Origin of the sequence: Enterobacter sp. RHBSTW-01064 (genome assembly GCF_014103035.1) — a bacterium.
Lineage (GTDB): Bacteria > Pseudomonadota > Gammaproteobacteria > Enterobacterales > Enterobacteriaceae > Enterobacter > Enterobacter mori.
Genome location: NZ_JABXOU010000004.1, coordinates 17,826 through 43,527, shown reverse-complemented (window position 1 = coordinate 43,527; position 25,702 = coordinate 17,826). Strand labels below are relative to the sequence as shown.

The window sequence follows — 25,702 nt, the reverse complement described above, 5'->3', positions numbered from 1 at the left end:
CTACAATAGCCGCCATTTTGACCATAACGGATAACGACGAAGTATGCGCCTGCAATCCCATCATCTTGAACTTTTAAGCCCGGCCCGTGACGCCGCCATTGCCCGTGAAGCGATCCTTCACGGTGCCGATGCCGTCTACATTGGTGGCCCTGGCTTCGGTGCCCGCCATAACGCCAGCAACAGCCTGAGCGATATTGCCGAGCTGGTACCGTTCGCCCACCGTTTTGGGGCGAAAGTGTTCGTGACCCTGAACACGATCCTTCATGATGATGAACTGGAGCCTGCGCAGCGTCTGATTACCGATCTCTACCAGACCGGCGTAGATGCCCTGATTGTTCAGGATATGGGCGTTCTTGAGCTGGATATTCCGCCCATTGAACTCCATGCGAGCACCCAGTGCGACATCCGCACGGTAGAAAAAGCGAAATTCCTCTCTGACGTCGGGTTCTCGCAGATCGTGCTGGCGCGCGAGCTGAACCTGAACCAAATCCGCGATATTCACCAGGCCACGGACGCGACCATCGAGTTCTTTATCCATGGCGCGCTGTGCGTCGCCTATTCCGGCCAGTGCAACATTTCACACGCGCAGACCGGGCGCAGCGCCAACCGCGGCGATTGCTCGCAGGCCTGCCGTCTGCCGTACACCCTGAAAGACGATCAGGGCCGCGTGGTGGCCTTCGAAAAACACCTGCTGTCCATGAAGGATAACGATCAGACCGCTAACCTTGGCGCGCTGATTGACGCGGGCGTGCGCTCCTTCAAGATCGAAGGGCGCTATAAAGACATGAGCTACGTGAAGAATATCACCGCGCATTATCGCCAGATGCTGGACGCCATCATCGACGATCGCGGCGACCTGGCGCGGGCTTCCGCCGGGCGTACAGAGCATTTCTTTATTCCGTCGACGGATAAAACCTTCCATCGCGGCAGCACCGACTACTTTGTGAATGCCCGTAAAGGGGATATCGGCGCGTTCGACTCGCCGAAGTTTATCGGTTTACCGGTTGGCGAAGTGCTGAAAGTGGCGAAAGATCACCTGGACGTAGAAGTGACGGAGCCGCTGGCGAACGGTGACGGCCTGAACGTGATGATCAAGCGTGAAGTCGTGGGCTTCCGCGCCAATACCGTGGAAAAAACCGGCGAAAATCGCTATCGCGTCTGGCCAAACGAGATGCCTGCGGATCTCTACAAAGCGCGCCCGAACGCGGCGCTGAACCGGAACCTTGACCATAACTGGCAGCAGGCGCTGCTGAAAACCTCCAGCGAGCGTCGCATTGCGGTAGATATTGAGCTCGGCGGCTGGGAAGAACAGCTGATCCTGACCATGACCTGCGAAGACGGTATCAGCGTGACGCATACGCTCGATGGCCTGTTCGAGGTGGCAAACAACGCGGAAAAAGCGCTGAACAGCCTGAAGGACGGGGTGGCGAAACTGGGGCAGACGATTTATTACGCCCGTCACATCGACGTGAATCTCCCGGACGCGCTGTTTGTCCCCAACAGTCTGCTTAACCAGTTCCGCCGTGAAACGGCCGACATGCTGGATGAAGCACGTCTGGCGAACTACCCGCGCGGTAGCCGTAAAGCCGAAGCGGTGCCCGCGCCGGTTTATCCGGATACGCACTTGTCCTTCCTGGCGAACGTCTACAACCACAAAGCGCGTGAATTTTATCACCGCCACGGCGTGCAGCTGATCGACGCGGCCTATGAAGCGCATGAAGAGAAGGGCGATGTGCCGGTGATGATCACCAAACATTGTCTGCGCTTTGCGTTTAACCTGTGTCCGAAACAGGCGAAGGGGAATATCAAGAGCTGGAAAGCAACGCCAATGCAGCTGGTGAACGGCGACGAGGTATTGACCCTTAAGTTCGACTGCCGCCCGTGTGAAATGCACGTCATCGGTAAAATGAAAAATCACATCTTTAAGATGCCGCAGCCCGGCAGCGTCGTGGCGTCAGTCAGCCCCGATGAACTGATGAAGACCCTGCCTAAGCGTAAAGGCAGCTAACTAGCGAAAATGGGTATCTGGTTTGCGCGATTTCTGCCACTGGTGGTGTTCGCGCAAACCCTCCGCTGACTCCTCCGCTGCGGTACGCAGCTCATCGCTGTCGGCTTCATGCCGAAGCTGATGCTCCACACTCTTCACATACAGAAATTCATGTCCTTTATGTCCGGCCATCAGCTGCCCAGAAAACAGTGCACAGACCAGCATAATGAGTGATAACTCTTTTCTAAACATTCGTTCACCGCAGAATGACAATTCACGGCTATCATGCAGGTAATTTCTTTGGGTTATTATTCGGAAGTTCAAATTAACGAAAAGAAATTGTCAGAATCCGTACTCTATACCCGCAATAAATGTGTATAAATAGTGAAGTGGTAACATCCTGAAAAAAGAAAGGACAGATTCGTCTCTATTTTAGGATTAAACTGAATTACATTACCCCTGCCAAATTTGATATGTCTCCGACTCACCAAAAAGTAGAATAATCCTATATAATGGTATTCCTCTGGCTAAGGAATGAGTCTGATTAAATGAAAAAAATATTACCTATTGCGCTCGTGGTGGTTTCTGTTGGTGCAGTTGCAGGGATAGGCTATACCCGTACTGGCGCCCCGGAATATATCCAGTCGGCCGAATCCCGTGTGGGCTCCTATTTAACCAGCGATTACGGCCGTGTGGCGTGTATTAGCAGCCAAAAGAGCGAGCAGCGCTGGGAATTAGATTGCACCAATCAGGCAAAAGGGAAGTCATTCCAGTTTGCCGTATATCCTTCCGAAAAGGCGCCCTATGGCGTATCACGCTCTTTTTATCTTGAAGCGATTAACGATGATGCTAAACAGAGTGCGGAACAGGGACTGATGCGTTACCTGCAAATAAACACCCAGGCAGGTTAAGCGGTCTGTTTACCTTTCGTTGAGTCTCATGGTGTTAGGTTGTACGGGATCCGCACCCCGGCATGGAATGTCGGGAACGTAGATACCAAAATACAAATCTATCCATGCAAGCATTTACCGCCAGCTAATGGCGGTTTTTTTTTGCCCGTATTCAGCCCGCGCGGGCGAACTGTTTACGGTACCGTGCCGGGGAAAGGGCGTAATGCTGCCGGAAATGGTGCCTCAGGGTAGCGGCCTGGCCAAATCCGGTCTGTTCAGCGATGCTGTCGATGCTTAATTTACTGTTTTCAAGGTAATCTTTGGCGCGCAGCAGGCGTTCATTCAACAGCCAGCGCGTGGGCGTGGTCCCGGTGGCGTCCTGAAAGCGCCGCAGAAAGGTGCGCTGACTCATGCCAACCCGACGCGCCAGGGAGTCCACGGTGTGCGCCAGAGCCAGATGCTGGTGCAGGAAATCAAACAGCTGGCCCAGACGCTGGCTTTCCCGCAGCTGGGCAACTGGACGGCTCAACTGTTGGGTTTGCGAACCGTCCCGATGCGGCGGAATAACCAGACGCCGCGCCACGCGGTTTGCCGCTTCCATGCCGTAATCCCGACGCACCACGTGCAGGCACAAATCGATTCCCGCAGCGCTGCCCGCAGAGGTCAGAATATCGCCTTCGTCCTGATACAGAACATCTTCAACTACGTCGATGGCCGGATAACGGGTTTTAAGCGCCTCAATGTAGCGCCAGTGCGTGGTGGCTTTGCGCCTGTCAAGCAGTCCGGTAGCGGCAAGTACAAAGACCCCTGAACAGATGGACAACAGCTGGCACCCGCGCGCGCTGGCCCTGCGTAAGGCATCACAAAGCGCGTCCGGTACGGCGGCGTCAATACCGCGCCAGCCCGGCACGAGGATTAAATCTGCATGCTCAAGCAGGCTCAGATCGCCATCGGCCAGAATACGGATGCCCCCCGTTGCCCGTAACTCGCCTTCATCCACACCTGCAACCGCAAACCGATACCAGCTCTCGCCCATTTCCGGGCGCGGCAGACCGAAGATTTCCACGGCCACACCAAACTCAAAGGTACACAAACCGTCATAGGCCAGAACGACCACTCTGGGAGGAGAAACCTGTCTTAAGTTTGTCATCTTTTTGCTGTTTTCTGGCATACGCGGACGCATTCACTGGCTGAATTTCTGGATAGAGTAGTGTTAACACAAACACCCAAGATGAGGAAGGATCATGAGCTATGTTACTGAAATCCCGGCAGCAGAACCGCAGGAAGCCGTTGCCCATTTTCTGCGTAGGCTGAGCGTCGAGACCGATTGTGCTGACGTGCATCATGCCATTGCAAATAATGAACAGGACTTTGTTTTGCTGCACGTGGTGGGTAAAGCAGAGCAGTTTTCCCGTCGCCACGTCCCCGGCGCGCTGCATTTACCCTGGAGCCAGATTTCCGCAGAGCGCATGGCGCAATGGCCTGCCGGTACGCTGTTTGTCGTGTATTGCGCCGGGCCTCACTGTAACGGTGCAGACAGGGCCGCGCTTAAGCTCGCACGCCTTGGGCTGCCGGTAAAAATCATGCTCGGAGGGATTACCGGGTGGGAAGACGAAGGGTTCACGTTTGCTCATGAAGGATCGCCCGTTTCGCTGTGAAGATGAATTTTTTTCAACACAGGTGAAATTTTCTCGCTTGCCGGAATGCGGCAGATATGACATCTTTTTTGGACATTTAGACATCCAGAAGTCTAAAGATTCAAATGATGAATTATCACTGTTGGCAACCATTGCCGACAGACAGAGGAGATTTCCATGCAGCGACAACACGCCCCGTACCGCGCCGATGTAGTTGGCAGTTTTTTACGCCCGGATGCCATCAAGCAGGCTCGCCAGAAATTTGCCAGCGGTGAGATTGATGCCGGGCAGCTTCGTGCGGTAGAAGATGAGGCTATCCGCCATGTTGTCGAGCAGCAGTGCGCCTGCGGGCTACACGTCGTCACTGACGGTGAGTTTCGCCGCGCCTGGTGGCATTTTGATTTCTTCGACGGCCTGCAGGGCGTGGAGCGTTACGATTCACAGCAGGGCATTCAGTTCAACGGCGTGCAGACGAAAGCCCACGGCGTTCGCGTGACGGGCAAGCTGGGCTTTGGCGAGCACCCGATGCTTGATGATTTCCGCTACCTGAAAAGCATTAGCGGGAACGCGCAGCCGAAGATGACCATTCCAAGCCCGAGCGTGCTGCATTTCCGCGGGGGACGTAAAGATATCGATGCCACGGTTTACCCCGATCTGGCTGATTATTTTGACGATCTGGCGACCACCTGGCGCGATGCCATCCGCGCGTTTTACGATGCGGGCTGCCGCTATCTGCAGCTGGACGACACCGTCTGGGCCTATCTCTGCTCGGACGACCAGCGACGCCAGATCCGCGAGCGCGGCGATGATGCCGATGAACTGGCGCGGATCTATGCCCGCGTGCTGAACAAAGCGCTCGAAGGCAAGCCTGACGATCTGACCATCGGGCTGCATGTTTGTCGCGGTAACTTCCGTTCGACCTGGATTTCCGAAGGCGGCTATGAGCCAGTGGCTGAGGTGCTTTTCGGGACGGTCAACGTTGACGCGTTCTTCCTCGAATACGACAACGACCGAAGCGGCGACTTTGCGCCATTGCGTTTCGTGCGTCCGGGCAAGCAGCAGGTGGTACTGGGCCTTATCACCACCAAGAACGGCGAGCTGGAAAACCCGGAAGGGGTGAAGGCGCGTCTGGAAGAAGCGGCGAAATACGTGGCGAAGGAGCAAATCTGCCTTAGCCCGCAGTGCGGCTTTGCCTCGACAGAAGAGGGTAACAGCCTGAGCGAATCCCAGCAGTGGGACAAAGTGCGTCTGGTGACGCAGATCGCCAGCGAAGTCTGGTAAGCCTCCTCCAGCGCTGCATTATAAAAGTGCAGCGCTGATTCATTCTGAGTCGTTCTCTTTACAACCCGCGCCTTATTTCCCGCCATTCCGCTTTCTCCATTCTGGCATCCTTTTTGCTCTCCTGAAGCTGACACCTTGTTTATCTGCGTCCCTGCGGTATCGGACGCTTTCGCACAGCTTTCTTTTCAGGAGTGAAAATATGCACCGTCGTACCTTGTTAAAAGCTTTTGCACTGTCGGCCTCCGTGGTCGCGATGGGAATGAGTTTTGGCGTGCAGGCTGCCGATACCATCAAAGTGGGAATTATGCACTCGCTGTCCGGCACGATGGCGATCTCCGAGACGCCTCTGAAAGACGTTGCCCTGATGACGATTGATGAGATCAACGCCAAAGGCGGCGTGCTGGGCAAGAAACTGGAGCCGGTGGTGGTTGACCCGGCGTCGAACTGGCCGCTGTTTGCCGAGAAAGCCCGTCAGCTCATCAGCCAGGATAAGGTGGCGGTGGTCTTCGGCTGCTGGACGTCGGTGTCGCGTAAATCCGTGCTGCCGGTGTTTGAGGAGCTGAACGGCCTGCTGTTCTACCCGGTTCAGTACGAAGGTGAAGAGATGTCGCCGAACGTCTTCTATACCGGCGCCGCGCCGAACCAGCAGGCGATCCCGGCGGTGGAGTACCTGATGAGCGAGGACGGCGGCGCGGCGAAGCGCTTCTTCCTGCTGGGCACGGACTACGTCTACCCGCGTACGACCAACAAGATCCTGCGTGCCTTCCTGCACTCAAAAGGCGTTGAGGATAAAGACATTGAAGAGGTTTACACCCCGTTTGGTCACAGCGATTACCAGACCATCGTAGCCAACATTAAGAAATTCTCTGCAGGCGGTAAAACGGCGGTGGTGTCGACCATCAACGGCGATTCCAACGTTCCATTCTATAAAGAGCTGGCTAACCAGGGGCTGAAGGCTACCGATGTTCCAGTGGTGGCGTTCTCTGTCGGTGAAGAGGAGCTGCGCGGGATCGACACCAAACCGCTGGTGGGGAACCTGGCGGCGTGGAACTACTTCGAATCCGTGGATAACCCAACCAACCAGACCTTCGTGGCGGATTACAAAGCCTACGCCAAAGCGCACAAGCTGCCGAATGCCGATACCGTCGTAACCAACGATCCGATGGAAGCCACCTATGTGGGCATTCACATGTGGGCGCAGGCCGTCGAAAAAGCAGGCACCACCGACGTGGATAAAGTGCGTGCCGCGATGGCGGGCCAGTCCTTTAACGCGCCGTCCGGGTTTACGCTCACCATGGATGCCACCAACCACCACCTGCACAAGCCGGTCATGATTGGGGAAATCGAGGGTAACGGCCAGTTTAACGTGGTCTGGCAAACCGACGCGCCGGTGCGCGCCCAGCCGTGGAGCCCGTTCATCGCCGGAAATGACAAAAAGCCTGACCAGCCGATGAAAACCGCCAGTAACTAAGCCATTACCGCAGGGAGAAACGTCATGAACGCCATGCGCATGTTCATCGCTCTTGTATGGCTTACCGGACTGCTGCCAGGGATGGCGCAGGCATCGGATGCCGATAACTTTGTTGCTGCTAACCGCACGCAGCAAGCAGCAATGCTGACCGCGTGGGCGGCTTCACCGGATGCGGCAAGGATGCCGCTGCTTCAGGCGCTGCAAGCTGAAAGCCTGTTTATCGACGGCCAGAAGCATGCCTTTGCCAGGCATGGCGGCGAGATGGTGCCGCTCGGGGCGGCAACGACGGTAGAAGGGCCAACCAAAGCCGTACGCCTGACCAACCGACTCCGTGTGCTGGCGGCGACTGCCCTGGCGACACATCAACTCATAAGTGACAGTGTCACCGAAAGGCGAGGCGCAGCCCGGCAGCTCCAGCGGGATATCCAGCCAGATATGCTCGGTTTTCTGCAAAAACGGGTCAGTCTCGAAACGGATGATGTGACGCGGCAGTCCCTGCTGCTGGCGCTGGCGAACCTCCAGCTTGCCAGTCCACTGGCGGAGACTCGTCTTCAGGCTATTGAACTGCTGGGTCAATCCGACGACCCGGACGTGCAGGCAAAAATCACACCGTTTACCCAACCGCAAACGGAGCCGGATGCGAAGGTGCGTGCGGCCGCCGCCGAGAGCCTGAGCCACATTCAGCACCGTCTGATGTGGGGCGACCTGCTCGGGCAAGCATTTATGGGGCTTTCTCTGGGCTCTGTCCTGCTGCTGGCTGCGCTGGGGCTGGCGATCACCTACGGACTGCTTGGCGTCATCAACATGGCGCATGGTGAAATGTTGATGTTAGGGGCGTATGCCACCTGGATGGTGCAGCAGGTGATGGCGCAATTTATGCCCCAGTGGCTGGCGCTTTATCCGGTTATTGCGCTGCCCGTGGCCTTTTGCCTGACGGCGGGCATCGGAATGATTCTCGAGCGCACGGTGATCCGCCATCTTTACGGACGTCCACTGGAAACGCTGCTGGCGACATGGGGGATCAGCCTGATGCTTATCCAGCTGGTACGCATGACGTTTGGGGCACAAAACCTGGAGGTGGCAAACCCGTTCTGGCTTTCCGGAGGCGTGCAGGTGTTCGCCAACCTGACGCTGCCGTGGAACCGCATTGTGGTGCTGGGTTTTGTGCTGCTGGTGCTGTTCTTCACCTGGCTGATTCTGAACAAAACCCGTCTTGGCCTGAACGTCCGCGCGGTGACCCAAAACCGCAGCATGGCTGCCTGCTGCGGGGTGCCTACCGGGCGCGTCGACATGCTGGCGTTTGGGCTGGGGTCCGGCATTGCCGGTCTGGGCGGCGTGGCGCTTTCCCAGCTGGGGAACGTGGGGCCGGAGCTGGGCCAGGGCTACATCATCGACTCGTTCCTGGTGGTGGTGCTGGGCGGCGTGGGCCAGCTGGCCGGTAGCGTCGCGGCGGCGTTTGGCCTGGGGATTTTCAACAAAATTCTCGAACCGCAGATGGGTGCGGTACTCGGCAAAATCCTGATTCTGGTGGCAATCATTCTGTTTATTCAGAAACGCCCTCAGGGACTCTTTGCCTTAAAAGGGAGGGTTACTGACTGATGAGCCAGCCACTTACCTTAACGATGGCGCGTAAAGCGCCGCGTACGACTCAGATTGCGGGCAGCCTGCTGGTGGCGTGTCTGCTGATCTTACCGTTTTTCGCGCTGCTGCCCGCCACGCATCCCCTGGCGCTTTCGACCTGGATGCTGACGCTGATTGGCAAGATCCTCTGCTATGCCATCGTGGCCGTTGCGCTCGATCTGGTGTGGGGATACGCAGGCATGCTCTCGCTGGGGCACGGCATTTTCTTTGCGCTTGGCGGCTATGCGATGGGGATGTACCTGATGCGCCAGGCGGCGGGTGACGGTCTGCCTGCGTTCATGTCCTTTCTCTCCTGGAGCGAGCTGCCGTGGTTCTGGTGGAGCACCCAGCACTTTGCCTGGGCGCTGGTTCTGATTGTGATGGTTCCGGGATTGCTGGCGCTGGTGTTTGGCTGGTTTGCCTTCCGTTCAAGAATCAAGGGGGTCTATTTTTCCATCATGACCCAGGCGCTGACCTACGCGGGCATGCTGCTGTTCTTTCGTAACGAGACCGGTTTTGGCGGTAATAACGGCTTTACCGGTTTTACGACCCTGCTCGGATTTCCGGTGACGGAGACCGCTACGCGCATCGCGCTGTTTCTGGCGACCGTGTTGCTACTGATACTGGCATTAGGCACAGGATTTGCGCTGGCGAAAAGCAAGTTTGGCCGCATCCTGACGGCGGTGCGTGACGCGGAAAACCGCCTGACGTTCTGCGGTTACGATCCGCGCGGGTTCAAGCTGCTGGTGTGGACGCTGTCCGCGGTGCTGTGCGGTCTGGCGGGGGCGCTGTACGTCCCGCAGGTGGGCATTATCAACCCTGGCGAAATGTCGCCGACCAACTCGATTGAAGCCGCTATCTGGGTGGCGCTGGGCGGGCGCGGCACGCTGGTCGGTCCGGTGATTGGCGCAGCGCTGGTGAACGGCGCCAAGAGCTTCTTCACCGTCGCGATGCCGGAGTACTGGCAGCTGTTTTTGGGGCTGATTTTTATCGCCGTCACGCTGTTCTTGCCGCGCGGCGTCTATGGCCTGTTGCGTAAGGGGGAGAAATAATGCAGCCATCTGACGGATTATTCACCCGGCAGCTGCCCGGTGACCGCTACCGGGAACAGACCGATCCCGTGTTGCAGCTTGAGGCCATCAACGTCAATTTTGACGGGTTTCAGGCGTTGACGGATCTCACGCTCAATATTGGCGTGGGCGAACTGCGCTGCGTAATTGGGCCTAACGGCGCGGGCAAAACGACGTTAATGGACGTTATCACGGGCAAAACGCGGCCTCAAAGCGGCAAAGCGCGCTATGACCAGTCTGTCGATCTGACCCTGCTCGATCCCGCCGCTATTGCCCGACAGGGGATCGGGCGTAAATTCCAGAAACCCACGGTCTTTGAAGCGCTTACGGTGTGGGAAAACCTCGAAATCGCGATGAAAACCGACAAATCCGTCTGGGCGAGTCTGCGGGCAAAGCTAAACGGCGAACAGGTCGATCGCATTGATGAAATGCTGGTGCTTCTGCGGCTTAGCAGCGAGCGCGACCGCCGCGCCGGGCTGCTTTCTCACGGGCAAAAACAGTTTCTGGAGATCGGTATGCTGCTGGTGCAGGATCCGCATCTGCTGTTGCTGGACGAGCCCGCCGCCGGAATGACGGACGCGGAAACCGAATACACCGCAGAACTGTTCAGAACGCTGGCGGGTAAACACTCTCTGATGGTGGTGGAACATGACATGGGGTTTGTGGAAACCATCGCCGATCGGGTGACGGTGCTGCATCAGGGGCGCGTGCTGGCGGAAGGCTCGCTTCGTGAGGTACAGGCCAACGAGCAGGTGATTGAAGTCTATCTGGGACGCTAAGGAGCCGTAATGCTACAGGTTAACGAACTGAATCAATACTACGGCGGCAGCCATATTCTGCGCGGCGTGAGCTTTCAGGCTCTTCGCGGCGAGGTCACCTGTCTTTTGGGGCGCAACGGCGTCGGTAAAACCACGCTGCTGAAGTGTCTGATGGGGCTGATCCCGGCGAAAAGCGGTGATATCGTCTGGCAGGGCAAGAAAATCACCCACAGCAAGCCGCACCAGCGGGTGCATGCTGGCGTGGCGTATGTCCCGCAGGGGCGTGAGATTTTCCCGCGCTTAACCGTTGAAGAGAATCTGCTGCTGGGGCTGTCACGCTTTTCCGCCCGCGATGCGAAGCAGGTGCCGGATGAGATCTGGCAGCTGTTTCCGGTGTTAAGAGAGATGAAACACCGCCGCGGGGGCGATCTCTCCGGGGGACAACAGCAACAGCTGGCGATAGGACGCGCGCTGGCAAGTCGGCCCCAGCTTCTGATCCTCGATGAACCGACGGAGGGCATTCAGCCATCGGTTATCAAAGAGATTGGGCAGGTGATCCGCTCGCTGGCGGATCGCGGCGATATGGCGATTCTGCTGGTTGAGCAGTTTTACGACTTTGCCGCCGAGCTGGCCGACAGCTATCTGCTGATGTCGCGCGGAACCATTATTCAGCAGGGTCGTGGTGAAAATATGGAGCAGGAGGGCGTTCGCGGTCTGGTTGCGATCTGAGATGTTATAATATAACATCCTCATTCTTATAAAACGGAATGAGGGTTTTGTTTTGGCTGCACATATTGGAAAAATTGCCATGACTCTGGGGGCGCTGCTGGTCAGCGGCCAGCTGTTTGCCCATTCGCATGGTCACCAGATGACCGAGGCGGAACAGAAGGCGGCGAACGGCGTGTTTGAGGATAAAGACGTGAAGGACAGAAAGCTGTCTGACTGGGACGGCACCTGGCAATCCGTCTATCCGTTCCTGTTGGACGGTTCGCTCGATCCGGTATTTAAGAAGAAAGCGGAGAAGGACCACAAATCCGTTGAGGCGGTGAAAGCCTATTATCGGACGGGCTACGCAACGGACGTGGGATCTATCGGCATCGAAAATAACGTCATGGAATTCCACCAGGGGGAAACGGTAAGCCGCTGTCACTACGACTACAGCGGCTACAAAATCCTGACCTACGCCTCGGGGAAAAAAGGCGTTCGCTATCTGTTTGAGTGTAAGGATGCCAGCAGCAAGGCACCAAAGTTTGTTCAGTTCAGCGACCATATCATTGGACCGAAAGCCTCTTCACACTTCCATCTTTTCATGGGCAACACCTCCCACGAGGCGCTGCTGAAAGAGATGGATAACTGGCCGACGTACTACCCGAACGAGATGTACAAAGAACAGGTGGTTGAAGAGATGTTGCACCACTAAGTGGTTGCTTTTGCTGTTGTTGTTGCTGTTGTTGCCGGGTGGCGGCTACGCCTTACCCGGCCTACGATTAGGGTTTTGTAGGTCGGGTAAGCGTAGCGCCACCCGACACGGTATCTTCATTTTTCACGCTCATCCCACGCAAAATCATCATCCAGGCAATGACGATGGCGGCCATCATAATCACAAACAATGACCAGTGCGGCAGATGGGTCAGGATGAGCCCGGTGATCATCGGGTTCGCCGCCGCGCCCAGCCAGCCCAGCGCCTGGGCGGAGAAATAGCTCGCCTTCATTCCCGCCGGGGCGATGTTGTCGATCAGCATATATTCCCCCGGTGCATAGATAATCTCCCCGAGGGTAAAGATCGCGGCAGCGATGCCCCAGTAAACCAGGTTTTCACCGGAGAGCATAAACCCGCCCAGACCCACGATGAAAAACAGGGTGGCAACGGTCATCAGCGGGCGAATGTTGCTGGCTGAAATTTTACGCCCGAGGGCGTATTGCAGCGTCACCACGACGGCGGCGTTGACGGGCAATACCACGGCGACCACTTTTTCGGCGAAATCACTGTCTGCATGCGCGGCCAGAACGTATTGCGAAATGCAGGTCGCGAACGATCCGCCGACGTAAGAGGCGAGCAGACCAGACAGCGTGTACCAGAACAGGGCGCGGTCCTTCAGCAACACCGACGGCTGCCATGGCGCCTTTTCTTCAGCGGCATCTAACGCAACGCTTTTCTGTACAAAGAAATGGATAAAGCCGAGCGGCAGTGCGGCGCAAAAGGCCGCCAGCCAGAACGGGAGCTGCAGGCTGTACATCACCAGCAGGGTCCCAAGCGGTGGGCCGATCGTCCAGCCGATGTTCAGGAAGCTGTAGTTCAGGGAGAAGACGCGGGCTTTCTCGCTTGAGGTCAGCACGTCGGCAAACCAGGCTTTGAGTACCGTTGAAAAAACCGAGTAGGCGCAGTTGATCAGCGCAAAAAACAGCACCACCAGCGTGACGTTATTCACCAGCGGAATGGCCACAAAGCCCGCAATAAACGCCACAATGGCGATCAGCATATAGCGCTTTTTATCAAACTTATCGGCCAGAATACCAAACCCTAAGCTGAACACGACGCCAATAGTCAGCGCAATGGTCAGCGCATAACCGATATTCTCGACGCTCATGCTATACGCGCGCGTGAGATAAATGGTCATAAACGGCAGCGTTGCCCCTCGACCAATTGTTAATAACAATGACGATGCCAGCAGCGCTGCGGTAGAGCGCCTGAGAGATGGTTTCATATTCCTGCCCGACAAATGCTTATGCTTTTTTTGTTGTGTTATAAAAGGAGTATCACGACATAAGGGGCTTGTATAGCGCCTAATTTATCCCTAAGTGCTTCGCCTGACTGCCAGAATTAATGATCTTCTCGTGGTGCTATTTTTTCTGTTACTTTGAAGTGTTAACAAATTATTAATAATTCAGGGGCAGGGTATGACGCGTAAAGACGGGCTGCTGGCATTGCTGGTGGTCGTAGTGTGGGGGCTTAATTTCGTGGTCATCAAGCTGGGGTTACACAATATGCCTCCGCTGATGCTGGCCGGTTTACGTTTTATGCTGGTGGCGTTCCCGGCGCTATTTTTCGTGGTGCGTCCAAAAATCCCCCTGAAATTGCTGCTGGGCTACGGTCTGACCATCAGTTTTGGTCAATTTGCGTTTCTCTTCTGCGCCATTAAGTTCGGCATGCCCGCCGGTCTGGCCTCGCTGGTTCTGCAGGCGCAGGCGTTCTTTACCATTATTCTCGGCGCGTTTGTATTTGGTGAGCGTTTACAGGGTAAACAGCTGGCGGGGATCACGCTGGCGGTGTTTGGCGTGCTGGTGCTGATTGAAGCCAGCCTGAACGGTCAGCATGTGGCCCTGCTGGGCTTTATGCTCACGCTGGCGGCAGGGCTGAGCTGGGCCTGCGGAAACATCTTCAACAAGCTGATTATGCAGCACGAGGCGCGCCCGGCGGTGATGTCTCTGGTGGTGTGGAGTGCGCTGATCCCTGTAATCCCGTTTCTGGCGGCATCGTTTATTCTGGACGGCCCGGATCTGATGCTGAAAAGCCTGGTCGAGATCGATCTCACAACAATCCTGTCGCTGATTTATCTGGCGTTCGTCGCCACGATTATCGGCTATGGCATTTGGGGGTCGCTGCTGGGTCGCTACGAAACCTGGCGGGTGGCGCCACTGTCTCTGCTGGTACCCGTGGTGGGGCTGGCCAGCGCGGCGTTGCTGCTGGATGAAAAACTCAGCGCGCTGCAGCTCTTTGGCGCGGTGCTGATCATGGGTGGACTCTACATCAACGTGTTTGGTTTGCGCGTGCGTCGGGCGACGCGAGTAAGGAATTAGGGCACAAAAAAGCCCCGCAGAGGCGGGGCAAAACGAATCAGAAGCCGTGCTGATTGTAATACGGCACGCCTAATTCGTCGGATTTGTCGCTACCAGCCCCCATATGGTTGAAATCAAAAGGTGACTGGTCATGTGCTGACGGCAAAATCATCGTGTCACGATTATTTTGCTGCGTTGCACTGGGCGTTTGCTCCGCGAAGGTCTGGCTGGAAAACAGCACCAGCAAGGCGAGGGCGGCGGAGACGGTAACTTTCATGATTTCCTCGGTACGTCTTTACAGGCGTTGTTTAACTACAGTGTTTTAACGGATAGAGATATCGGGATTCACCCGGCATGCTGGTGATACGATACTTATGAGGCGGCACATCAAAGTAGTTCTTAAACGTGCGCGTCAGGGTTTGTTGCGATTCAAATCCGTAACGCTCCGCCAGATAAAGGATCGGCTCATTGCTTTCTTTCAGTTTTTGGGCAATCTCCGTCAGCTTGCGGCTGCGAATATATTGACCTAATGAATGACCGGTCTCTTTTTTGAACATCCGTTGCAGGTGCCATTTTGAGTAACCTGAACGCTCTGACACTTTTTCAAGGGAGAGCGGCGATTCCAGGTTGTCCTCGATCCAGTCCAAAATGCTATGAATGGTGATAGCGTCAGTATTGCGTCTGGACATCGTCATACCTCTTTTTCTGTTTACGGCAGTATTTTCTTAAGCAAAAGCTCAAGCGTTGCCACTTCATCTGCCGTTAAGTTTTTTGTTAGTTCCTGATGCAGTGTTTGTCCTACGAGTTGATGACATTGCTCACACATGGCCGCGCCGTCGCTGGTCAGTTTGATCAGCACGCCGCGTTTGTCATTCGGGTTAGGGCTTCGTTCTATCCATCCTTTGCAGACGAGACGATCCAGCATGCGGGTTAACGCACCCAGATCGACAGAGAGCACCTTTTTCAGCTCAACCGGCGTGATACACACTTCGCAGCGAATGGAACACAGCACTTTGAACTGTGTTGCGGTGATATCCAGCGGTGACAGATAGTCATTGAGCAGGCGATCTTTTTTCTGGTTAACCATGTGAATAAGACGGCCCAGTGGAATGATGTCGTTAAAGAGATCGCTGGTGCTTTTCACAATGGTTGCCCTGGCAAGTAGTTTAGTCACGGCAGATATTATTGCTCAGGCAAGTATAAGTCAACTGAATGAATTGACGGATGCCACGAATTGCTAAAACGTTTCATGAACTTTTTTTGAGTGCTTTCAAATCATATACATAACGCAGGGTTATCATTGCAGTGAGAAAATAATGGTTACGTTGTGGTCATGGCTGAAGGACACACTTTCACCCTATAATTGCGGGGATGAATATGGATAAGGACAACGACGCACTATGTTGGATTTGATTAAAGCAATTGGCCTCGGGCTGGTGGTGTTGCTGCCGCTGGCGAACCCGTTAACGACGGTGGCGCTGTTTCTGGGGCTGGCAGGGAACATGAACAGCGCAGAGCGCAATCATCAGTCGATGATGGCCTCTGTCTATGTGTTTGCCATTATGATGGTGGCTTATTACGCCGGACAGCTGGTGATGAACACCTTTGGGATTTCGATTCCCGGCCTGCGTATCGCCGGGGGGCTGATTGTGGCCTTTATCGGGTTCCGGATGCTGTTCCCCGCGCAAAAAGCGCATGAATCACCGGAAGCGGCCAGCAAATCCGAAGAGCTGGAAACGGAGCCCAGCGCGAATATCGCCTTTGTCCCCTTAGCGATGCCGAGTACGGCGGGGCCGGGTACGATTGCGATGATCATCAGCTCCGCCTCAACGGTGCGTGATAGCTCCACCTTCCCGGACTGGGTGCTGACGGTTGCGCCACCGCTGATTTTCGCGCTTATCGGTATTATCGTGTGGGCATCCCTGCGCAGTTCCGGTGCGATTATGCGCTGGGTAGGAAAGGGCGGGATTGAAGCGATTTCCCGTCTGATGGGCTTCCTGCTGGTGTGTATGGGCGTGCAGTTTATTATTAACGGCGTGCTGGAAATTATTAAGACCTATCACTGAGGTCATTGCCGGGTGGCGCTGCGCTTACCCGGCCTACAAAAAGACGGATTTCGTAGGCCGGGTAAGCGCAGCGCCACCCGGCACAAACAAACCTCACCCGTGCTGGCCCTGTTCCTCGAGCGCCACCGGCCATTTACGGAAGATCAGCAGCGACCAGATAAGCGCCACCAGCGCAGGGATCGCCCCCAGATAGCCAATCGCCGACATCGACACGTGCAGGCTAATCTGATTTCCCAGCAGCGCGCCCGCCCCAATCCCCAGATTGAAAATTCCCGAGAAGAGCGACATCGCGACGTCCGTGGCATCCGGTGCCAGCGCCAGCACTTTCACCTGCATGCCCAGACCGATAATCATTATTGCTACGCCCCAAAACAGGCTGAGGATCGCCAGATGGCTTTCGCTGCCCGCAGCAGGCATCAACAACAGCAGGCACGCCAGCAGCAGGCCAATGGCGCTGCTCACCAGCGTAGACGCATGCTGGTTGCCGAGCTTACCAAACAAAATACTGCCGATAATGCCCGCACCGCCCAGAATCAGCAGCAGAACCGTGGCGAAATTGGCGCTAAAGCCCGCCACAACCTGCACAAACGGCTCAATGTAGCTGTAGGCCGTGTAATGGGCGGTTACCACAATCACCGTAAGTAAATAAATGCTCATCAGCGCCGGGCGACGCATCAACAGCGGCAGGCTTTTCAGCGAGCCGGAATGTTCGCTCGGCAATGTTGGCAGCAGCTTGATGAGGCAGACCAGCGTGATCAGCGCCCCCATGCCGATGGCAAAGAAGGTGGTACGCCAGCCGAAGTATTGCCCGACAATGCGGCCAATCGGCAGGCCGAGCACCATCGCCAGCGCGGTACCGGTGGCAATCAGGCTCAGCGCCTGCGCGCGTTTCCCCGCCGGTGCCAGGCGAATAGCGAGCGACGCGGTAATCGACCAGAACACCGCATGGGCAAAGGCAATACCGATGCGGCTAATGACCAGCACCGTAAAATTCCACGCCATGAATGACAGCACATGGCTGGCGATGAAGACCACAAACAGGCCAATCAGCAGCTTTCGCCGCTCCATCTGGCTGGTCAGCAGCATAAACGGCAGCGACATCAGCGCCACCACCCAGGCGTAGATGGTCAACATAATGCCCACCTGCGCCGTCTCCATCTGGAAGCTGTCGGCGATGTCAGACAGCAGCCCAACCGGAACAAATTCAGTGGTATTGAAAATAAACGCAGCGATGGCGAGCGTGACCACACGTAGCCACGCGACCCTGCGGGAAACCGTGTTTGTTGTCATAAAGATGTCTGGGATTGATTAACGATGAGGAGACGATCTTAAAGCTTTAAACGGCGAAAACTCAACCATAATGTGACCTAAATCACAAAATTTACCGTACCACAGCGGTAGCGGCGGGCGAGGTTTTCCGTGAAGATAAAGAACAACACAACGATAACAGGCGGTAAGTCGATGCAGGAGATTGATTTTTATCTGGTAGATGCGTTTAGTGATACCTCATTTGGTGGTAATCCGGCGGCGGTTTGCCCGCTTAAGGCATGGCTACCGGATGAGACGTTACTCAGCATGGCGCAGCAGCATAACCAGTCCGAAACCGCGTTCTTCGTGTGCAGTAAAGGCGGGATTGAGCTGCGCTGGTTTACCACCTTAACCGAGGTCAATCTCTGCGGACACGCGACGCTTGCCGCTGCGTATGTGCTGTTTAACGAGCTGGACTACCCGGACTCGCGCATTCACTTTGAGACCGCCTCGGGCCGCCTGACGGTCAGCCGGGAAGGTGACTGGATGACGCTCGATTTCCCGGCCTGTCCGACGCAGGAATTGACCCCGCCGCCAGAGATGCTCGCCGCGCTGGGGATCAACCGCTACGTTGAGGCCCGAAAGGGGCGCGCCTGGGTGGTGGTGCTGGAAAATCGTGAGCAGGTGGAAGCCGTGACGCCAAACTATTCCGCGATGACGCCAGGTGAACACAAGGTTGCCGTCACCGCGCGTGGGGAGGGTGAGTACGATTTCGTCAGCCGCTTCTTCTCACCGGGGGTTGCCGTACCTGAAGATCCTGTCACCGGCTCTGCGCATACGATGCTCATTCCTTACTGGAGTGAAACGCTGGGAAAAACGACGCTGTTTGCGCGTCAGGTGTCGGCCCGTGGGGGCGATGTGCGCTGCGAACTGAAAGGCTCGCGCGTGATGATGAGCGGCCAGGCATCACTATATCTGAAAGGCACAGTATTTCTGCGCTAGAAAAAAGAGGAAGAGACATGCAGGAAATTGATTTTTATCTGGTAGATGCCTTCAGCGACAGGGCGTTTGGTGGCAATGCGGCGGCGGTTTGCCCGCTGGAAGAGTGGCTTCCGGATGAGACGCTACTCAACATGGCGAAGCAGCATAACCAGTCGGAAACGGCCTTCTTCGTGCGTACGGATAACGGCTTTGAGCTGCGCTGGTTTACCACGCTTGATGAAATTAACCTCTGCGGACATGCGACGCTGGCGGCGTCCCACGTCATTTTTGAATATCTCGACTACCCGCATACCGAAATCACCTTCTCGACGCGTTTTGTTGGCGACCTGACGGTGAAGCGCAACGGAGACTGGCTGACGCTCAATTTCCCGGCATGGTCGACGGAGGTTGTCGACAATCCGCCCGCGTTACTCTTCAGCGCGCTGGGCATCAGCGGCGCGAAAGAGGTCCGCGCAGGGCGCGATTACATGGTGGTGCTGGAAAGCCAGCAGCAGGTAGAAGCCTTAACGCCGGATATCGCGGCAATGATCCCGCTGGATAAAATGGTCTGCGTCACGGCACCGGGGGACGCGTATGACTTTGTCAGCCGCTTCTTCTGTCCGGGTGAAGGCGTGCCGGAAGATCCGGTGACGGGGTCGGCGCACAGCATGTTGATTCCGTACTGGAGCGAAAAACTGGGTAAAACGTCTCTGAATGCCCGCCAGGTGTCAGCCCGTGGCGGGGATCTGCGCTGCGAGTTGAAGGGCGACCGCGTGCTGATTGGCGGGCAGGCGACACTGTATCTGAAGGGACGGATCTTCTTGCGCTAGCTGATAGCGATATAAGTTAATGCTATGAAACACCCTGGCAGGTCTGCGCTATGTTAAAAGAAAAATAGCAAGGAGCCTGCCATGTATTCCATCACCTCTGAGTCTGCCCGTCATCCCGACATCCTTAATCTGATCGCGGCCCTTGACCGCTATCAGAGCGAACTTTACCCCGCCGAAAGCAACCACCTGCTCGATTTGGCTAATCTGCCGGACGCGGCGCTGATTTTAATGATTATTCGCGACCAGCAGCTCAATGCCGTAGGGTGTGGCGCCGTGGTGCTGAACGGCGACGGTACGGGGGAGATGAAGCGGGTGTATATCGACCCGACGCACCGTGGACAACATCTTGGGGAAAAGCTGCTGGCCGCCCTTGAGGATGAAGCCCTGAGCCGGGAATGCCATACCGTCCGGCTCGAGACGGGGATCAAACAGCATGCCGCTATCCGTCTGTATCAGCAGTGCGGATACGAACTGCGTCCGGCGTTTGCCCCGTACGTCGAAGACCCGCTGAGCCTGTTTATGGAGAAGGCGCTGGTGGTTGACGTTCGTTTAGCAGCGCTATAAAGGCTTCAAGCTGACGGGTCATTGCCCCGCGTCGCCACACCAGCCAGGTGGTGAGCCAGCGCCAGTTTTCCACCAGCGGCCACGCTGCAACCTGATGGTGCCCCGGCATGCTCTCCAGCATGGATCGGGGCATTAATGCGATGCCGGCCCCGGCAATCACGCAGGCGAGCATGCCGTGATACGACTCCATCTCATGAATACGCCCCGGCGTAGCTCTGTCGGCGTGAAACCAGCTTTCCAGATGTCGGCGATAGGAGCAGTTCGCGCGAAAAGCGTAAACATCGCTGCCGCTGACCTGGGTGGCTTTTGAGACTTCAGCATGCCCGGCGGGCGTCACCAGCATCATCTCTTCCCGATAAACCGGCATCCCTTCCAGCTCCGGATGGGATAGCGGCCCGTCGACAAATGCGGCGCTCAGGGTACCTTCCAGTACCCCATCAATCATCGTCCCGGATGGCCCGGTGGACAGTGCAAACTGAATGCGCGGATAGCGCTGGTTAAACTGCGCCAGACTCTCCGGGATGCGCACGGCGGCGGTGCTCTCCAGCGCGCCGAGGGCAAACAGCCCCTGCGGTTCGTCCCCGGCCACGACCATCCGCGCCTCGTCAACCAGCGCCAGGATCTGCCTGCTGTAGCGCAGAAAGTTATGCCCGGCTGGCGATAAGCGCAAACGCTGGTTCTCGCGGATAAACAGCTCCACGCCGAGATCCGCTTCAAGCTGGCGGATGCGAGTGGTCAGGTTCGACGGCACGCGATGCACCTTCTGCGCCGCCTGGGTGATGCTGCCGGTTAGCGCGACGGCGTTAAACATTTCAAGCTGAGTTAAGTCCATAGCGTTCTCGATTCGTGAATAAGGTGGTCAGTATTATTCATTTTTAAGAAATAGCAGAGTGGGCCACAATGAATCAACTGTTATTGCGAGGAGAACATCATGACCCTTTCATCTGCTACTCATGCACGTTCTGTTAACCCGGCGACGGGCGAAACCCTGGCCACGTATCCCTGGGCGACGGCCGACGATGTAGAACGCGCTATTGCTCAGGCCGATGCGGGCTATCGCCTGTGGCGTCGCGAAAGCGTTTCCCATCGCGCGCAGAAGCTGCGCGATCTGGGCGCGGCTTTGCGTAACCGGGGTGAAGAGATGGCGCGGATGATGTCCCGCGAAATGGGCAAACCCATTCTGCAGGCGCGCGGCGAGGTGGCTAAATCTGCCAGCCTGTGCGACTGGTATGCCGAACATGGCCCAGCAATGCTGAATGCTGAACCCACGCTGGTCGAGGATCACAACGCGGTCATCGAGTACCGTCCGCTGGGACCGATTCTGGCGGTAATGCCGTGGAACTTCCCGCTCTGGCAGGTGCTGCGCGGTGCGGTTCCCATTCTGCTGGCGGGGAACAGCTACCTGCTGAAGCACGCCCCGAACGTGCTCGGCTCCGCCGAGCTGATTGCGCAGATGTTTGCCGATGCCGGTTTTCCTCAGGGCGTGTTTGGCTGGGTCAACGCCACCAACGACGGTGTCAGCCAGGCCATTAATGACCGCCGTATCGCTGCGATTACCGTCACCGGCAGCGTGCGTGCCGGGGCGGCAATTGGCGCTCAGGCGGGCGCGGCGCTCAAAAAATGCGTGCTGGAGCTGGGCGGTTCCGACCCCTTTATCGTCCTGAACGATGCCGATCTGGATCTGGCGGTGAAAGCCGCAGTGGCGGGGCGTTATCAAAATACCGGACAGGTTTGCGCGGCGGCGAAGCGTTTTATCGTGGAACAGGGGGTGGCTGATGCCTTTACCCAACGCTTTGTCGACGCGGTTGCGGCGCTGAAGATGGGCTCGCCGGAGACGGAAGAGAACTATCTTGGCCCGATGGCGCGCTTCGATCTGCGTGATGAACTGGATCAGCAGGTGCAGGCCACCCTGGCAGAAGGGGCGACCCTGCTGCTGGGCGGAGAGAAACTGGCTGGTGAGGGTAACTACTACGCGCCAACCGTGCTCGGCAACGTCAACCCGAACATGACCGCGTTCCGCCAGGAGCTGTTTGGCCCGGTGGCGGCGATGACGATCGCCAGGGATGCGGAGCATGCTTTAGCGCTGGCTAACGACAGTGACTTTGGTCTGTCTGCCACGGTCTTTACCGCAAACGACGCGCTGGCGGAGACATTCTCTCGCGAACTGGAGTGCGGCGGGGTGTTTATCAATGGCTACAGCGCAAGCGATGCCCGGGTTGCTTTTGGCGGCGTGAAGAAGAGCGGCTTCGGTCGTGAGCTTTCACATTTCGGTTTGCACGAGTTCTGTAACGTGCAGACGGTCTGGAAGGATCGCGTGTAATTTATCGCCCATCTGTGATTTCGGCCCTCATTACGAGGGCCGTTGTCATGTATCTGCAATGGTTCTGTCATTTTCGTTTCGTAGACTCGCTCGCGTCTAACGTATTGTTACAGAAGAAAATTATGAACCTAACGCAAATTTTTCGCCGTATTGCGCAGCGCGTCATCCCCCGTCAATTTGGTCTGCTGGCCGGCATTTTTTGTATTATTGGGCTTTTCTCCGCACTGCAACTCTCCTCCACGCTTCTGCTCACCGCCTCTCTGAAAGAAGCCCAGCGCAACGAACAGCATAACCAGCTGGCGTATCAGCAGCAGGGCAAGCTGGATCAGGCGCGCGTTTCCCTGCTGGCCGCAAGCGATTTGCTTAACCGCTCCGGCGTCTGGTTTATGCAGGATAAGGAGACCGGCTCGGAAGGGAGCTGGCACAGTCTGATGGACGAGGCGCAAAAGGCGCTGGACGACTCTCATCAGGCATGGACGGCGTGGCTGGCACTCCATCCGGCGAAAGACGAGGCGCTGGTGAATAGCTACCAGCTTTTCTACGGTGCCATTAAAGAGCAGGCGGAAGGGCTGATTAAAACGAACGCCATTGATGCCTTTTTTGCTGTTCCCGCGCAGGCGTTTCAGACCGACTTCAACGATAACTATGCGCGTTACCAGCAGCTGAGCGAGAAACAGGCCCTGCAAGGGCGGCAGACGCTGGTGTCGCAGCTTTCAGGCCTGCAAACGCTATTCCTGTTTGCGCCCGTCGTTCTGCTGGTGATTGCCATTCTGGTCTGGTTCGGGATGGCAAAGTGGGTCATTACGCCGCTGCGTCGGTTGATTGCACATATCAACCAGCTTTCTGCGGGCGATCTGTCCGGTACACCGCCAGCTGTAGCCAGCTTCAACCGGGAGATGGGTCAGCTCAGCGGCAGTGTTAATACCCTGCAGCATGGGCTACAGCAGCTGGTATCGCAGGTCAGCCACGCCACGACCTCGATGGTCGAGAACATTGGCTCTCTGGCGCAGGGGAATCAGAAGCTGTATCAGCAGTCTGTACGTCAGGCGAAAGAGCTTGAGGATGTCACGGCGAATATCGCCGCGCTGGAAACGCATGTTGAAGGCAACACCGGCTATGCGAAACTTGCCAGCGCCCGCGCAGATGAGGCGCGTCAGGCGGCGGCAGGCGGCGACCAGATGATGTCTACGGTAAATGCCTCTATGCAGGCGATCGTTGACCGATCCTCTGAGATGCGCGGGATCGTAGCGATGATCGACAGCGTGGCGTTCCAGACCAATATTCTTGCCCTGAACGCGGCCATTGAAGCGGCACATGCGGGCAATCAGGGGCGCGGCTTTGCCGTGGTCGCCCGCGAGGTGGGGCTGCTGGCCCGCAAAAGCAGTCATTCTACGCAGACCATTCAGGAACTGATCAATCACTCTTTGCAGGGGATTCATGATGGCTCAAAAGCGGTTAACCGGCTGGAAGATAACCTGCAGCAGGTTACCGGGCTGGTGGCGAATTTAAGCAGCCTGCTGAATGACATCTCAGACGCCACGCTGAGCCAGGGGGAGAGTATTCATCAGATGACTCGCCAGCTTCACGCCCTGAATCAGGTATCGCGGCAGACGGATGCGCTGGTGTCTGACGCGTCGGATGCCTCTGCGCGTTTGCATCAGGAGTCCGATAATTTGCTGGAAGCCGTCTCGCGTTTTCGTCTTCCCGCCTGACGCAATATATCAGCCTCTGTTATACTCGCAGCCCGTTTTAGCCTGAGGGCAAGGAGCAAAGTGTGGCTGCGGTTATCCATAATGAGATGCTGGACGAAATTCTGGCGCAGGTCCGACCGTTAATCGGAAAGGGGAAGGTTGCCGACTATATTCCGGCGCTGGCCTCGGTCAGCGGTAATAAGCTGGGTATCGCCATATGCACGGTAGACGGGCAGCGTTTCCAGGCCGGTGATGCGACCGAGCGATTCTCGATTCAGTCCATCTCAAAGGTGCTGAGCCTGGTGGCGGCAATGCGTCAGTATGAAGAAGACGAGCTCTGGCAACGTGTGGGTAAAGATCCCTCCGGCCAGCCGTTTAACTCGCTGCTGCAGCTTGAAATGGAACAGGGTAAACCGCGTAATCCTTTTATCAATGCCGGGGCGCTGGTGGTGTGCGATATGCTACAAAGCCGCCTCAGCGCGCCTCGCCAGCGAATGCTCGAAATCGTGCGCCAGCTTTCTGGCGTGCAGAGCATTGCCTACGATCCGGTGGTCGCGCGCTCGGAGTTTGAACACTCGGCGCGCAATGCGGCGATAGCCTGGCTGATGAAATCCTTTGGCAATTTCCACAACGATGTTGCGACGGTTCTGCAAAACTACTTCCATTACTGTGCGCTTGAAATGAACTGTGTTGAACTGGCGCAAACGTTCCTGTTCCTTGCGCATCAGGGGCATGCACCGCATCTCGATCAGGAGGTGGTGTCGCCGATGCAGGCCCGTCAGGTGAACGCCCTGATGGCAACCAGCGGGATGTACCAGAATGCCGGTGAGTTCGCCTGGCGTGTCGGCTTACCGGCAAAATCCGGCGTGGGCGGCGGGGTTGTGGCCATCGTTCCCCACGAGATGGCGATTGCCGTCTGGAGTCCGGAACTCGATGAAACGGGAAATTCACTGGCAGGTGTGGCGGTACTGGAACGACTGACCCAACGGTTGGGGCGCTCGGTTTACTGATGTCGAACCTGGATCCATTATTTGCGCGCCTGTCGCGTTCGACGTTTCGGTCGCGCTTTCGACTGGGGCCGAAAGAGCGGCAATACTGTTGGGAAAAAGGGGCTGGGACCATCGATCGCCATGCGGCGGATTTTGTTGCTCAGCGCCTTGCCCCAGCCCATCCCGCGAATGACGGTAAGCAAACGCCGATGCGTGGACATCCGGTGTTTATTGCTCAGCACGCCACTGCCACGTGCTGTCGTGGCTGCCTGGCAAAATGGCACAGCATTCCGCCGGATGTCGAGCTTACGGCGCAGCAGCAGCAATATATCGTCACCGTGATCCATCACTGGCTGGTCATACAAATGAATGGCTGACGCAGACGTAGGATTATCCTGTTGTTCATCCCCATACAGGGAGAAAGCGGCCTTGATATATATGATTAAAAGATAAATTGCTTGCTAGGTATTTTTAAGCTCAATAAGATACCGCAAGAAACATATCGGAAAAATCTTAGTATGA

General features: G+C 56.5%; 27 protein-coding genes. 19 read left to right on the top strand and 8 right to left on the bottom strand.

Annotation, left to right across the window (positions count from 1 at the left end):
- Window positions 1-43: 43 nt before the first annotated feature.
- Entirely contained in the window at window positions 44-2,008 is a 1,965-nt protein-coding gene (locus HV355_RS13250; protein WP_108417496.1) for a U32 family peptidase, read from the top strand.
- Here HV355_RS13250 and HV355_RS13245 read toward each other — a convergent pair whose 3' ends face one another.
- Entirely contained in the window at window positions 2,009-2,239 is a 231-nt protein-coding gene (locus tag HV355_RS13245) for a DUF2554 family protein (RefSeq protein WP_108417495.1), read from the bottom strand.
- A gap of 296 nt (window positions 2,240-2,535) precedes the next feature.
- Between HV355_RS13245 and HV355_RS13240 the strand changes: the two genes are divergently transcribed.
- On the top strand, window positions 2,536-2,898 hold the full coding sequence (locus HV355_RS13240) for a hypothetical protein (protein WP_010431056.1): 363 nt from the start codon (window positions 2,536-2,538) through the stop codon (window positions 2,896-2,898).
- A gap of 151 nt (window positions 2,899-3,049) precedes the next feature.
- Here the strand turns inward: HV355_RS13240 and ftrA are convergent, their stop codons facing one another.
- Entirely contained in the window at window positions 3,050-4,048 is a 999-nt protein-coding gene (ftrA, locus tag HV355_RS13235) for a transcriptional regulator FtrA (RefSeq protein WP_182402190.1), read from the bottom strand.
- A 73-nt stretch (window positions 4,049-4,121) separates the two neighbouring features.
- Between ftrA and HV355_RS13230 the strand changes: the two genes are divergently transcribed.
- The 8 genes from HV355_RS13230 (at window position 4,122) to zinT (ending at window position 12,134) form a co-directional block, all read left to right on the top strand.
- Window positions 4,122-4,535, top strand: a complete 414-nt coding sequence (locus tag HV355_RS13230) for a rhodanese-like domain-containing protein (protein WP_182402188.1) — start codon at window positions 4,122-4,124, stop codon at window positions 4,533-4,535.
- A 156-nt stretch (window positions 4,536-4,691) separates the two neighbouring features.
- On the top strand, window positions 4,692-5,795 hold the full coding sequence (locus tag HV355_RS13225) for a cobalamin-independent methionine synthase II family protein (protein ID WP_126816489.1): 1,104 nt from the start codon (window positions 4,692-4,694) through the stop codon (window positions 5,793-5,795).
- A gap of 199 nt (window positions 5,796-5,994) precedes the next feature.
- Complete coding sequence (gene urtA / locus HV355_RS13220; protein ID WP_100166681.1) at window positions 5,995-7,266, top strand: urea ABC transporter substrate-binding protein; 1,272 nt, start codon at window positions 5,995-5,997, stop codon at window positions 7,264-7,266.
- 24 nt (window positions 7,267-7,290) lie between these two features.
- Window positions 7,291-8,865, top strand: coding sequence for an urea ABC transporter permease subunit UrtB (gene urtB, locus HV355_RS13215; RefSeq protein WP_182402186.1), 1,575 nt, complete (start codon window positions 7,291-7,293; stop codon window positions 8,863-8,865).
- Window positions 8,865-9,938 carry an urea ABC transporter permease subunit UrtC gene (urtC, locus tag HV355_RS13210; protein WP_182402184.1) on the top strand — a complete coding sequence of 358 codons (1,074 nt, stop codon included), beginning with the start codon at window positions 8,865-8,867 and terminating at the stop codon, window positions 9,936-9,938. Before urtB ends, urtC begins: the two co-directional genes overlap by 1 nt.
- Window positions 9,938-10,735, top strand: a complete 798-nt coding sequence (gene urtD / locus HV355_RS13205) for an urea ABC transporter ATP-binding protein UrtD (RefSeq protein WP_010431077.1) — start codon at window positions 9,938-9,940, stop codon at window positions 10,733-10,735. Before urtC ends, urtD begins: the two co-directional genes overlap by 1 nt.
- A gap of 9 nt (window positions 10,736-10,744) precedes the next feature.
- Window positions 10,745-11,443 carry an urea ABC transporter ATP-binding subunit UrtE gene (urtE, locus tag HV355_RS13200; RefSeq protein ID WP_126816491.1) on the top strand — a complete coding sequence of 233 codons (699 nt, stop codon included), beginning with the start codon at window positions 10,745-10,747 and terminating at the stop codon, window positions 11,441-11,443.
- 52 nt (window positions 11,444-11,495) lie between these two features.
- On the top strand, window positions 11,496-12,134 hold the full coding sequence (gene zinT, locus HV355_RS13195; RefSeq protein WP_010431084.1) for a metal-binding protein ZinT: 639 nt from the start codon (window positions 11,496-11,498) through the stop codon (window positions 12,132-12,134).
- 67 nt (window positions 12,135-12,201) lie between these two features.
- Here zinT and ydeE read toward each other — a convergent pair whose 3' ends face one another.
- Window positions 12,202-13,419 (bottom strand): efflux MFS transporter YdeE, encoded by a 1,218-nt coding sequence (gene ydeE / locus HV355_RS13190; protein WP_182402182.1) that lies wholly within the window; start codon window positions 13,417-13,419, stop codon window positions 12,202-12,204.
- A 193-nt stretch (window positions 13,420-13,612) separates the two neighbouring features.
- On the opposite strand from ydeE, the gene eamA reads away from it, so the two are divergent.
- Complete coding sequence (gene eamA, locus HV355_RS13185; protein WP_126816493.1) at window positions 13,613-14,512, top strand: O-acetylserine/cysteine exporter; 900 nt, start codon at window positions 13,613-13,615, stop codon at window positions 14,510-14,512.
- Window positions 14,513-14,549: 37 nt separating this feature from the next.
- Here eamA and marB read toward each other — a convergent pair whose 3' ends face one another.
- Genes marB through marR form a run of 3 tightly spaced genes read right to left on the bottom strand, consistent with a single transcriptional unit; the run spans window position 14,550 to window position 15,635 of the window.
- Complete coding sequence (gene marB / locus HV355_RS13180) at window positions 14,550-14,768, bottom strand: multiple antibiotic resistance protein MarB (protein WP_010431092.1); 219 nt, start codon at window positions 14,766-14,768, stop codon at window positions 14,550-14,552.
- Window positions 14,769-14,799: 31 nt separating this feature from the next.
- Window positions 14,800-15,180 (bottom strand): MDR efflux pump AcrAB transcriptional activator MarA, encoded by a 381-nt coding sequence (marA, locus tag HV355_RS13175; RefSeq protein ID WP_001303241.1) that lies wholly within the window; start codon window positions 15,178-15,180, stop codon window positions 14,800-14,802.
- 20 nt (window positions 15,181-15,200) lie between these two features.
- Window positions 15,201-15,635, bottom strand: coding sequence for a multiple antibiotic resistance transcriptional regulator MarR (gene marR, locus HV355_RS13170; RefSeq protein ID WP_010431103.1), 435 nt, complete (start codon window positions 15,633-15,635; stop codon window positions 15,201-15,203).
- Between the two features lie 256 nt (window positions 15,636-15,891).
- Between marR and HV355_RS13165 the strand changes: the two genes are divergently transcribed.
- The gene (locus tag HV355_RS13165; RefSeq protein WP_010431105.1) at window positions 15,892-16,557 is read left to right on the top strand and encodes a MarC family NAAT transporter; all 666 of its coding nucleotides are present in this window, start codon (window positions 15,892-15,894) and stop codon (window positions 16,555-16,557) included.
- A 93-nt stretch (window positions 16,558-16,650) separates the two neighbouring features.
- On the opposite strand, the gene HV355_RS13160 is transcribed toward HV355_RS13165, so the two are convergent.
- The gene (locus HV355_RS13160) at window positions 16,651-17,847 is read right to left on the bottom strand and encodes a sugar transporter (protein WP_089598470.1); all 1,197 of its coding nucleotides are present in this window, start codon (window positions 17,845-17,847) and stop codon (window positions 16,651-16,653) included.
- A 171-nt stretch (window positions 17,848-18,018) separates the two neighbouring features.
- Between HV355_RS13160 and HV355_RS13155 the strand changes: the two genes are divergently transcribed.
- The 3 genes from HV355_RS13155 (at window position 18,019) to HV355_RS13145 (ending at window position 20,180) form a co-directional block, all read left to right on the top strand.
- Window positions 18,019-18,807 (top strand): PhzF family phenazine biosynthesis protein, encoded by a 789-nt coding sequence (locus tag HV355_RS13155; protein ID WP_089598471.1) that lies wholly within the window; start codon window positions 18,019-18,021, stop codon window positions 18,805-18,807.
- A gap of 17 nt (window positions 18,808-18,824) precedes the next feature.
- Window positions 18,825-19,616, top strand: coding sequence for a PhzF family phenazine biosynthesis protein (locus HV355_RS13150; RefSeq protein ID WP_174339538.1), 792 nt, complete (start codon window positions 18,825-18,827; stop codon window positions 19,614-19,616).
- An 81-nt stretch (window positions 19,617-19,697) separates the two neighbouring features.
- Window positions 19,698-20,180 carry a GNAT family N-acetyltransferase gene (locus HV355_RS13145; RefSeq protein ID WP_108417477.1) on the top strand — a complete coding sequence of 161 codons (483 nt, stop codon included), beginning with the start codon at window positions 19,698-19,700 and terminating at the stop codon, window positions 20,178-20,180.
- Here HV355_RS13145 and HV355_RS13140 read toward each other — a convergent pair.
- Window positions 20,134-21,012: a LysR family transcriptional regulator gene (locus HV355_RS13140; RefSeq protein WP_010431127.1), complete on the bottom strand. Its 879-nt coding sequence runs from the start codon at window positions 21,010-21,012 to the stop codon at window positions 20,134-20,136. The two genes, HV355_RS13145 and HV355_RS13140, sit on opposite strands and share 47 nt — an antisense overlap.
- A gap of 99 nt (window positions 21,013-21,111) precedes the next feature.
- On the opposite strand from HV355_RS13140, the gene sad reads away from it, so the two are divergent.
- The 4 genes from sad (at window position 21,112) to HV355_RS13120 (ending at window position 25,557) form a co-directional block, all read left to right on the top strand.
- Entirely contained in the window at window positions 21,112-22,500 is a 1,389-nt protein-coding gene (gene sad, locus HV355_RS13135) for a succinate-semialdehyde dehydrogenase (protein ID WP_148400684.1), read from the top strand.
- Between the two features lie 122 nt (window positions 22,501-22,622).
- Window positions 22,623-24,212, top strand: a complete 1,590-nt coding sequence (locus HV355_RS13130; RefSeq protein ID WP_182402180.1) for a methyl-accepting chemotaxis protein — start codon at window positions 22,623-22,625, stop codon at window positions 24,210-24,212.
- A 62-nt stretch (window positions 24,213-24,274) separates the two neighbouring features.
- Window positions 24,275-25,201 carry a glutaminase B gene (gene glsB / locus HV355_RS13125; RefSeq protein ID WP_010431130.1) on the top strand — a complete coding sequence of 309 codons (927 nt, stop codon included), beginning with the start codon at window positions 24,275-24,277 and terminating at the stop codon, window positions 25,199-25,201.
- Window positions 25,201-25,557, top strand: coding sequence for a DUF4186 domain-containing protein (locus HV355_RS13120; protein WP_182402178.1), 357 nt, complete (start codon window positions 25,201-25,203; stop codon window positions 25,555-25,557). The genes glsB and HV355_RS13120 overlap by 1 nt, the downstream gene beginning before the upstream one ends.
- Window positions 25,558-25,702 lie beyond the last annotated feature (145 nt).

What these genes read in the sequence shown, in the direction of transcription:
- eamA (WP_126816493.1), top strand. Translation starts at nt 13,613, where the DNA reads ATGACGCGTAAAGACGGGCTGCTGGCATTGCTGGTGGTCGTAGTGTGG.
- sad (WP_148400684.1), top strand. Translation starts at nt 21,112, where the DNA reads ATGACCCTTTCATCTGCTACTCATGCACGTTCTGTTAACCCGGCGACG.
- urtA (WP_100166681.1), top strand. Translation starts at nt 5,995, where the DNA reads ATGCACCGTCGTACCTTGTTAAAAGCTTTTGCACTGTCGGCCTCCGTG.
- HV355_RS13150 (WP_174339538.1), top strand. Translation starts at nt 18,825, where the DNA reads ATGCAGGAAATTGATTTTTATCTGGTAGATGCCTTCAGCGACAGGGCG.
- urtB (WP_182402186.1), top strand. Translation starts at nt 7,291, where the DNA reads ATGAACGCCATGCGCATGTTCATCGCTCTTGTATGGCTTACCGGACTG.
- urtE (WP_126816491.1), top strand. Translation starts at nt 10,745, where the DNA reads ATGCTACAGGTTAACGAACTGAATCAATACTACGGCGGCAGCCATATT.
- HV355_RS13160 (WP_089598470.1), bottom strand. Translation starts at nt 17,847, where the DNA reads ATGACAACAAACACGGTTTCCCGCAGGGTCGCGTGGCTACGTGTGGTC.
- ftrA (WP_182402190.1), bottom strand. Translation starts at nt 4,048, where the DNA reads ATGCCAGAAAACAGCAAAAAGATGACAAACTTAAGACAGGTTTCTCCT.
- HV355_RS13130 (WP_182402180.1), top strand. Translation starts at nt 22,623, where the DNA reads ATGAACCTAACGCAAATTTTTCGCCGTATTGCGCAGCGCGTCATCCCC.
- ydeE (WP_182402182.1), bottom strand. Translation starts at nt 13,419, where the DNA reads ATGAAACCATCTCTCAGGCGCTCTACCGCAGCGCTGCTGGCATCGTCA.
- HV355_RS13145 (WP_108417477.1), top strand. Translation starts at nt 19,698, where the DNA reads ATGTATTCCATCACCTCTGAGTCTGCCCGTCATCCCGACATCCTTAAT.
- HV355_RS13245 (WP_108417495.1), bottom strand. Translation starts at nt 2,239, where the DNA reads ATGTTTAGAAAAGAGTTATCACTCATTATGCTGGTCTGTGCACTGTTT.
- HV355_RS13120 (WP_182402178.1), top strand. Translation starts at nt 25,201, where the DNA reads ATGTCGAACCTGGATCCATTATTTGCGCGCCTGTCGCGTTCGACGTTT.
- HV355_RS13240 (WP_010431056.1), top strand. Translation starts at nt 2,536, where the DNA reads ATGAAAAAAATATTACCTATTGCGCTCGTGGTGGTTTCTGTTGGTGCA.
- urtC (WP_182402184.1), top strand. Translation starts at nt 8,865, where the DNA reads ATGAGCCAGCCACTTACCTTAACGATGGCGCGTAAAGCGCCGCGTACG.
- HV355_RS13225 (WP_126816489.1), top strand. Translation starts at nt 4,692, where the DNA reads ATGCAGCGACAACACGCCCCGTACCGCGCCGATGTAGTTGGCAGTTTT.
- urtD (WP_010431077.1), top strand. Translation starts at nt 9,938, where the DNA reads ATGCAGCCATCTGACGGATTATTCACCCGGCAGCTGCCCGGTGACCGC.
- HV355_RS13250 (WP_108417496.1), top strand. Translation starts at nt 44, where the DNA reads ATGCGCCTGCAATCCCATCATCTTGAACTTTTAAGCCCGGCCCGTGAC.
- HV355_RS13230 (WP_182402188.1), top strand. Translation starts at nt 4,122, where the DNA reads ATGAGCTATGTTACTGAAATCCCGGCAGCAGAACCGCAGGAAGCCGTT.
- HV355_RS13155 (WP_089598471.1), top strand. Translation starts at nt 18,019, where the DNA reads ATGCAGGAGATTGATTTTTATCTGGTAGATGCGTTTAGTGATACCTCA.
- HV355_RS13140 (WP_010431127.1), bottom strand. Translation starts at nt 21,012, where the DNA reads ATGGACTTAACTCAGCTTGAAATGTTTAACGCCGTCGCGCTAACCGGC.
- HV355_RS13165 (WP_010431105.1), top strand. Translation starts at nt 15,892, where the DNA reads ATGTTGGATTTGATTAAAGCAATTGGCCTCGGGCTGGTGGTGTTGCTG.
- marA (WP_001303241.1), bottom strand. Translation starts at nt 15,180, where the DNA reads ATGTCCAGACGCAATACTGACGCTATCACCATTCATAGCATTTTGGAC.
- marB (WP_010431092.1), bottom strand. Translation starts at nt 14,768, where the DNA reads ATGAAAGTTACCGTCTCCGCCGCCCTCGCCTTGCTGGTGCTGTTTTCC.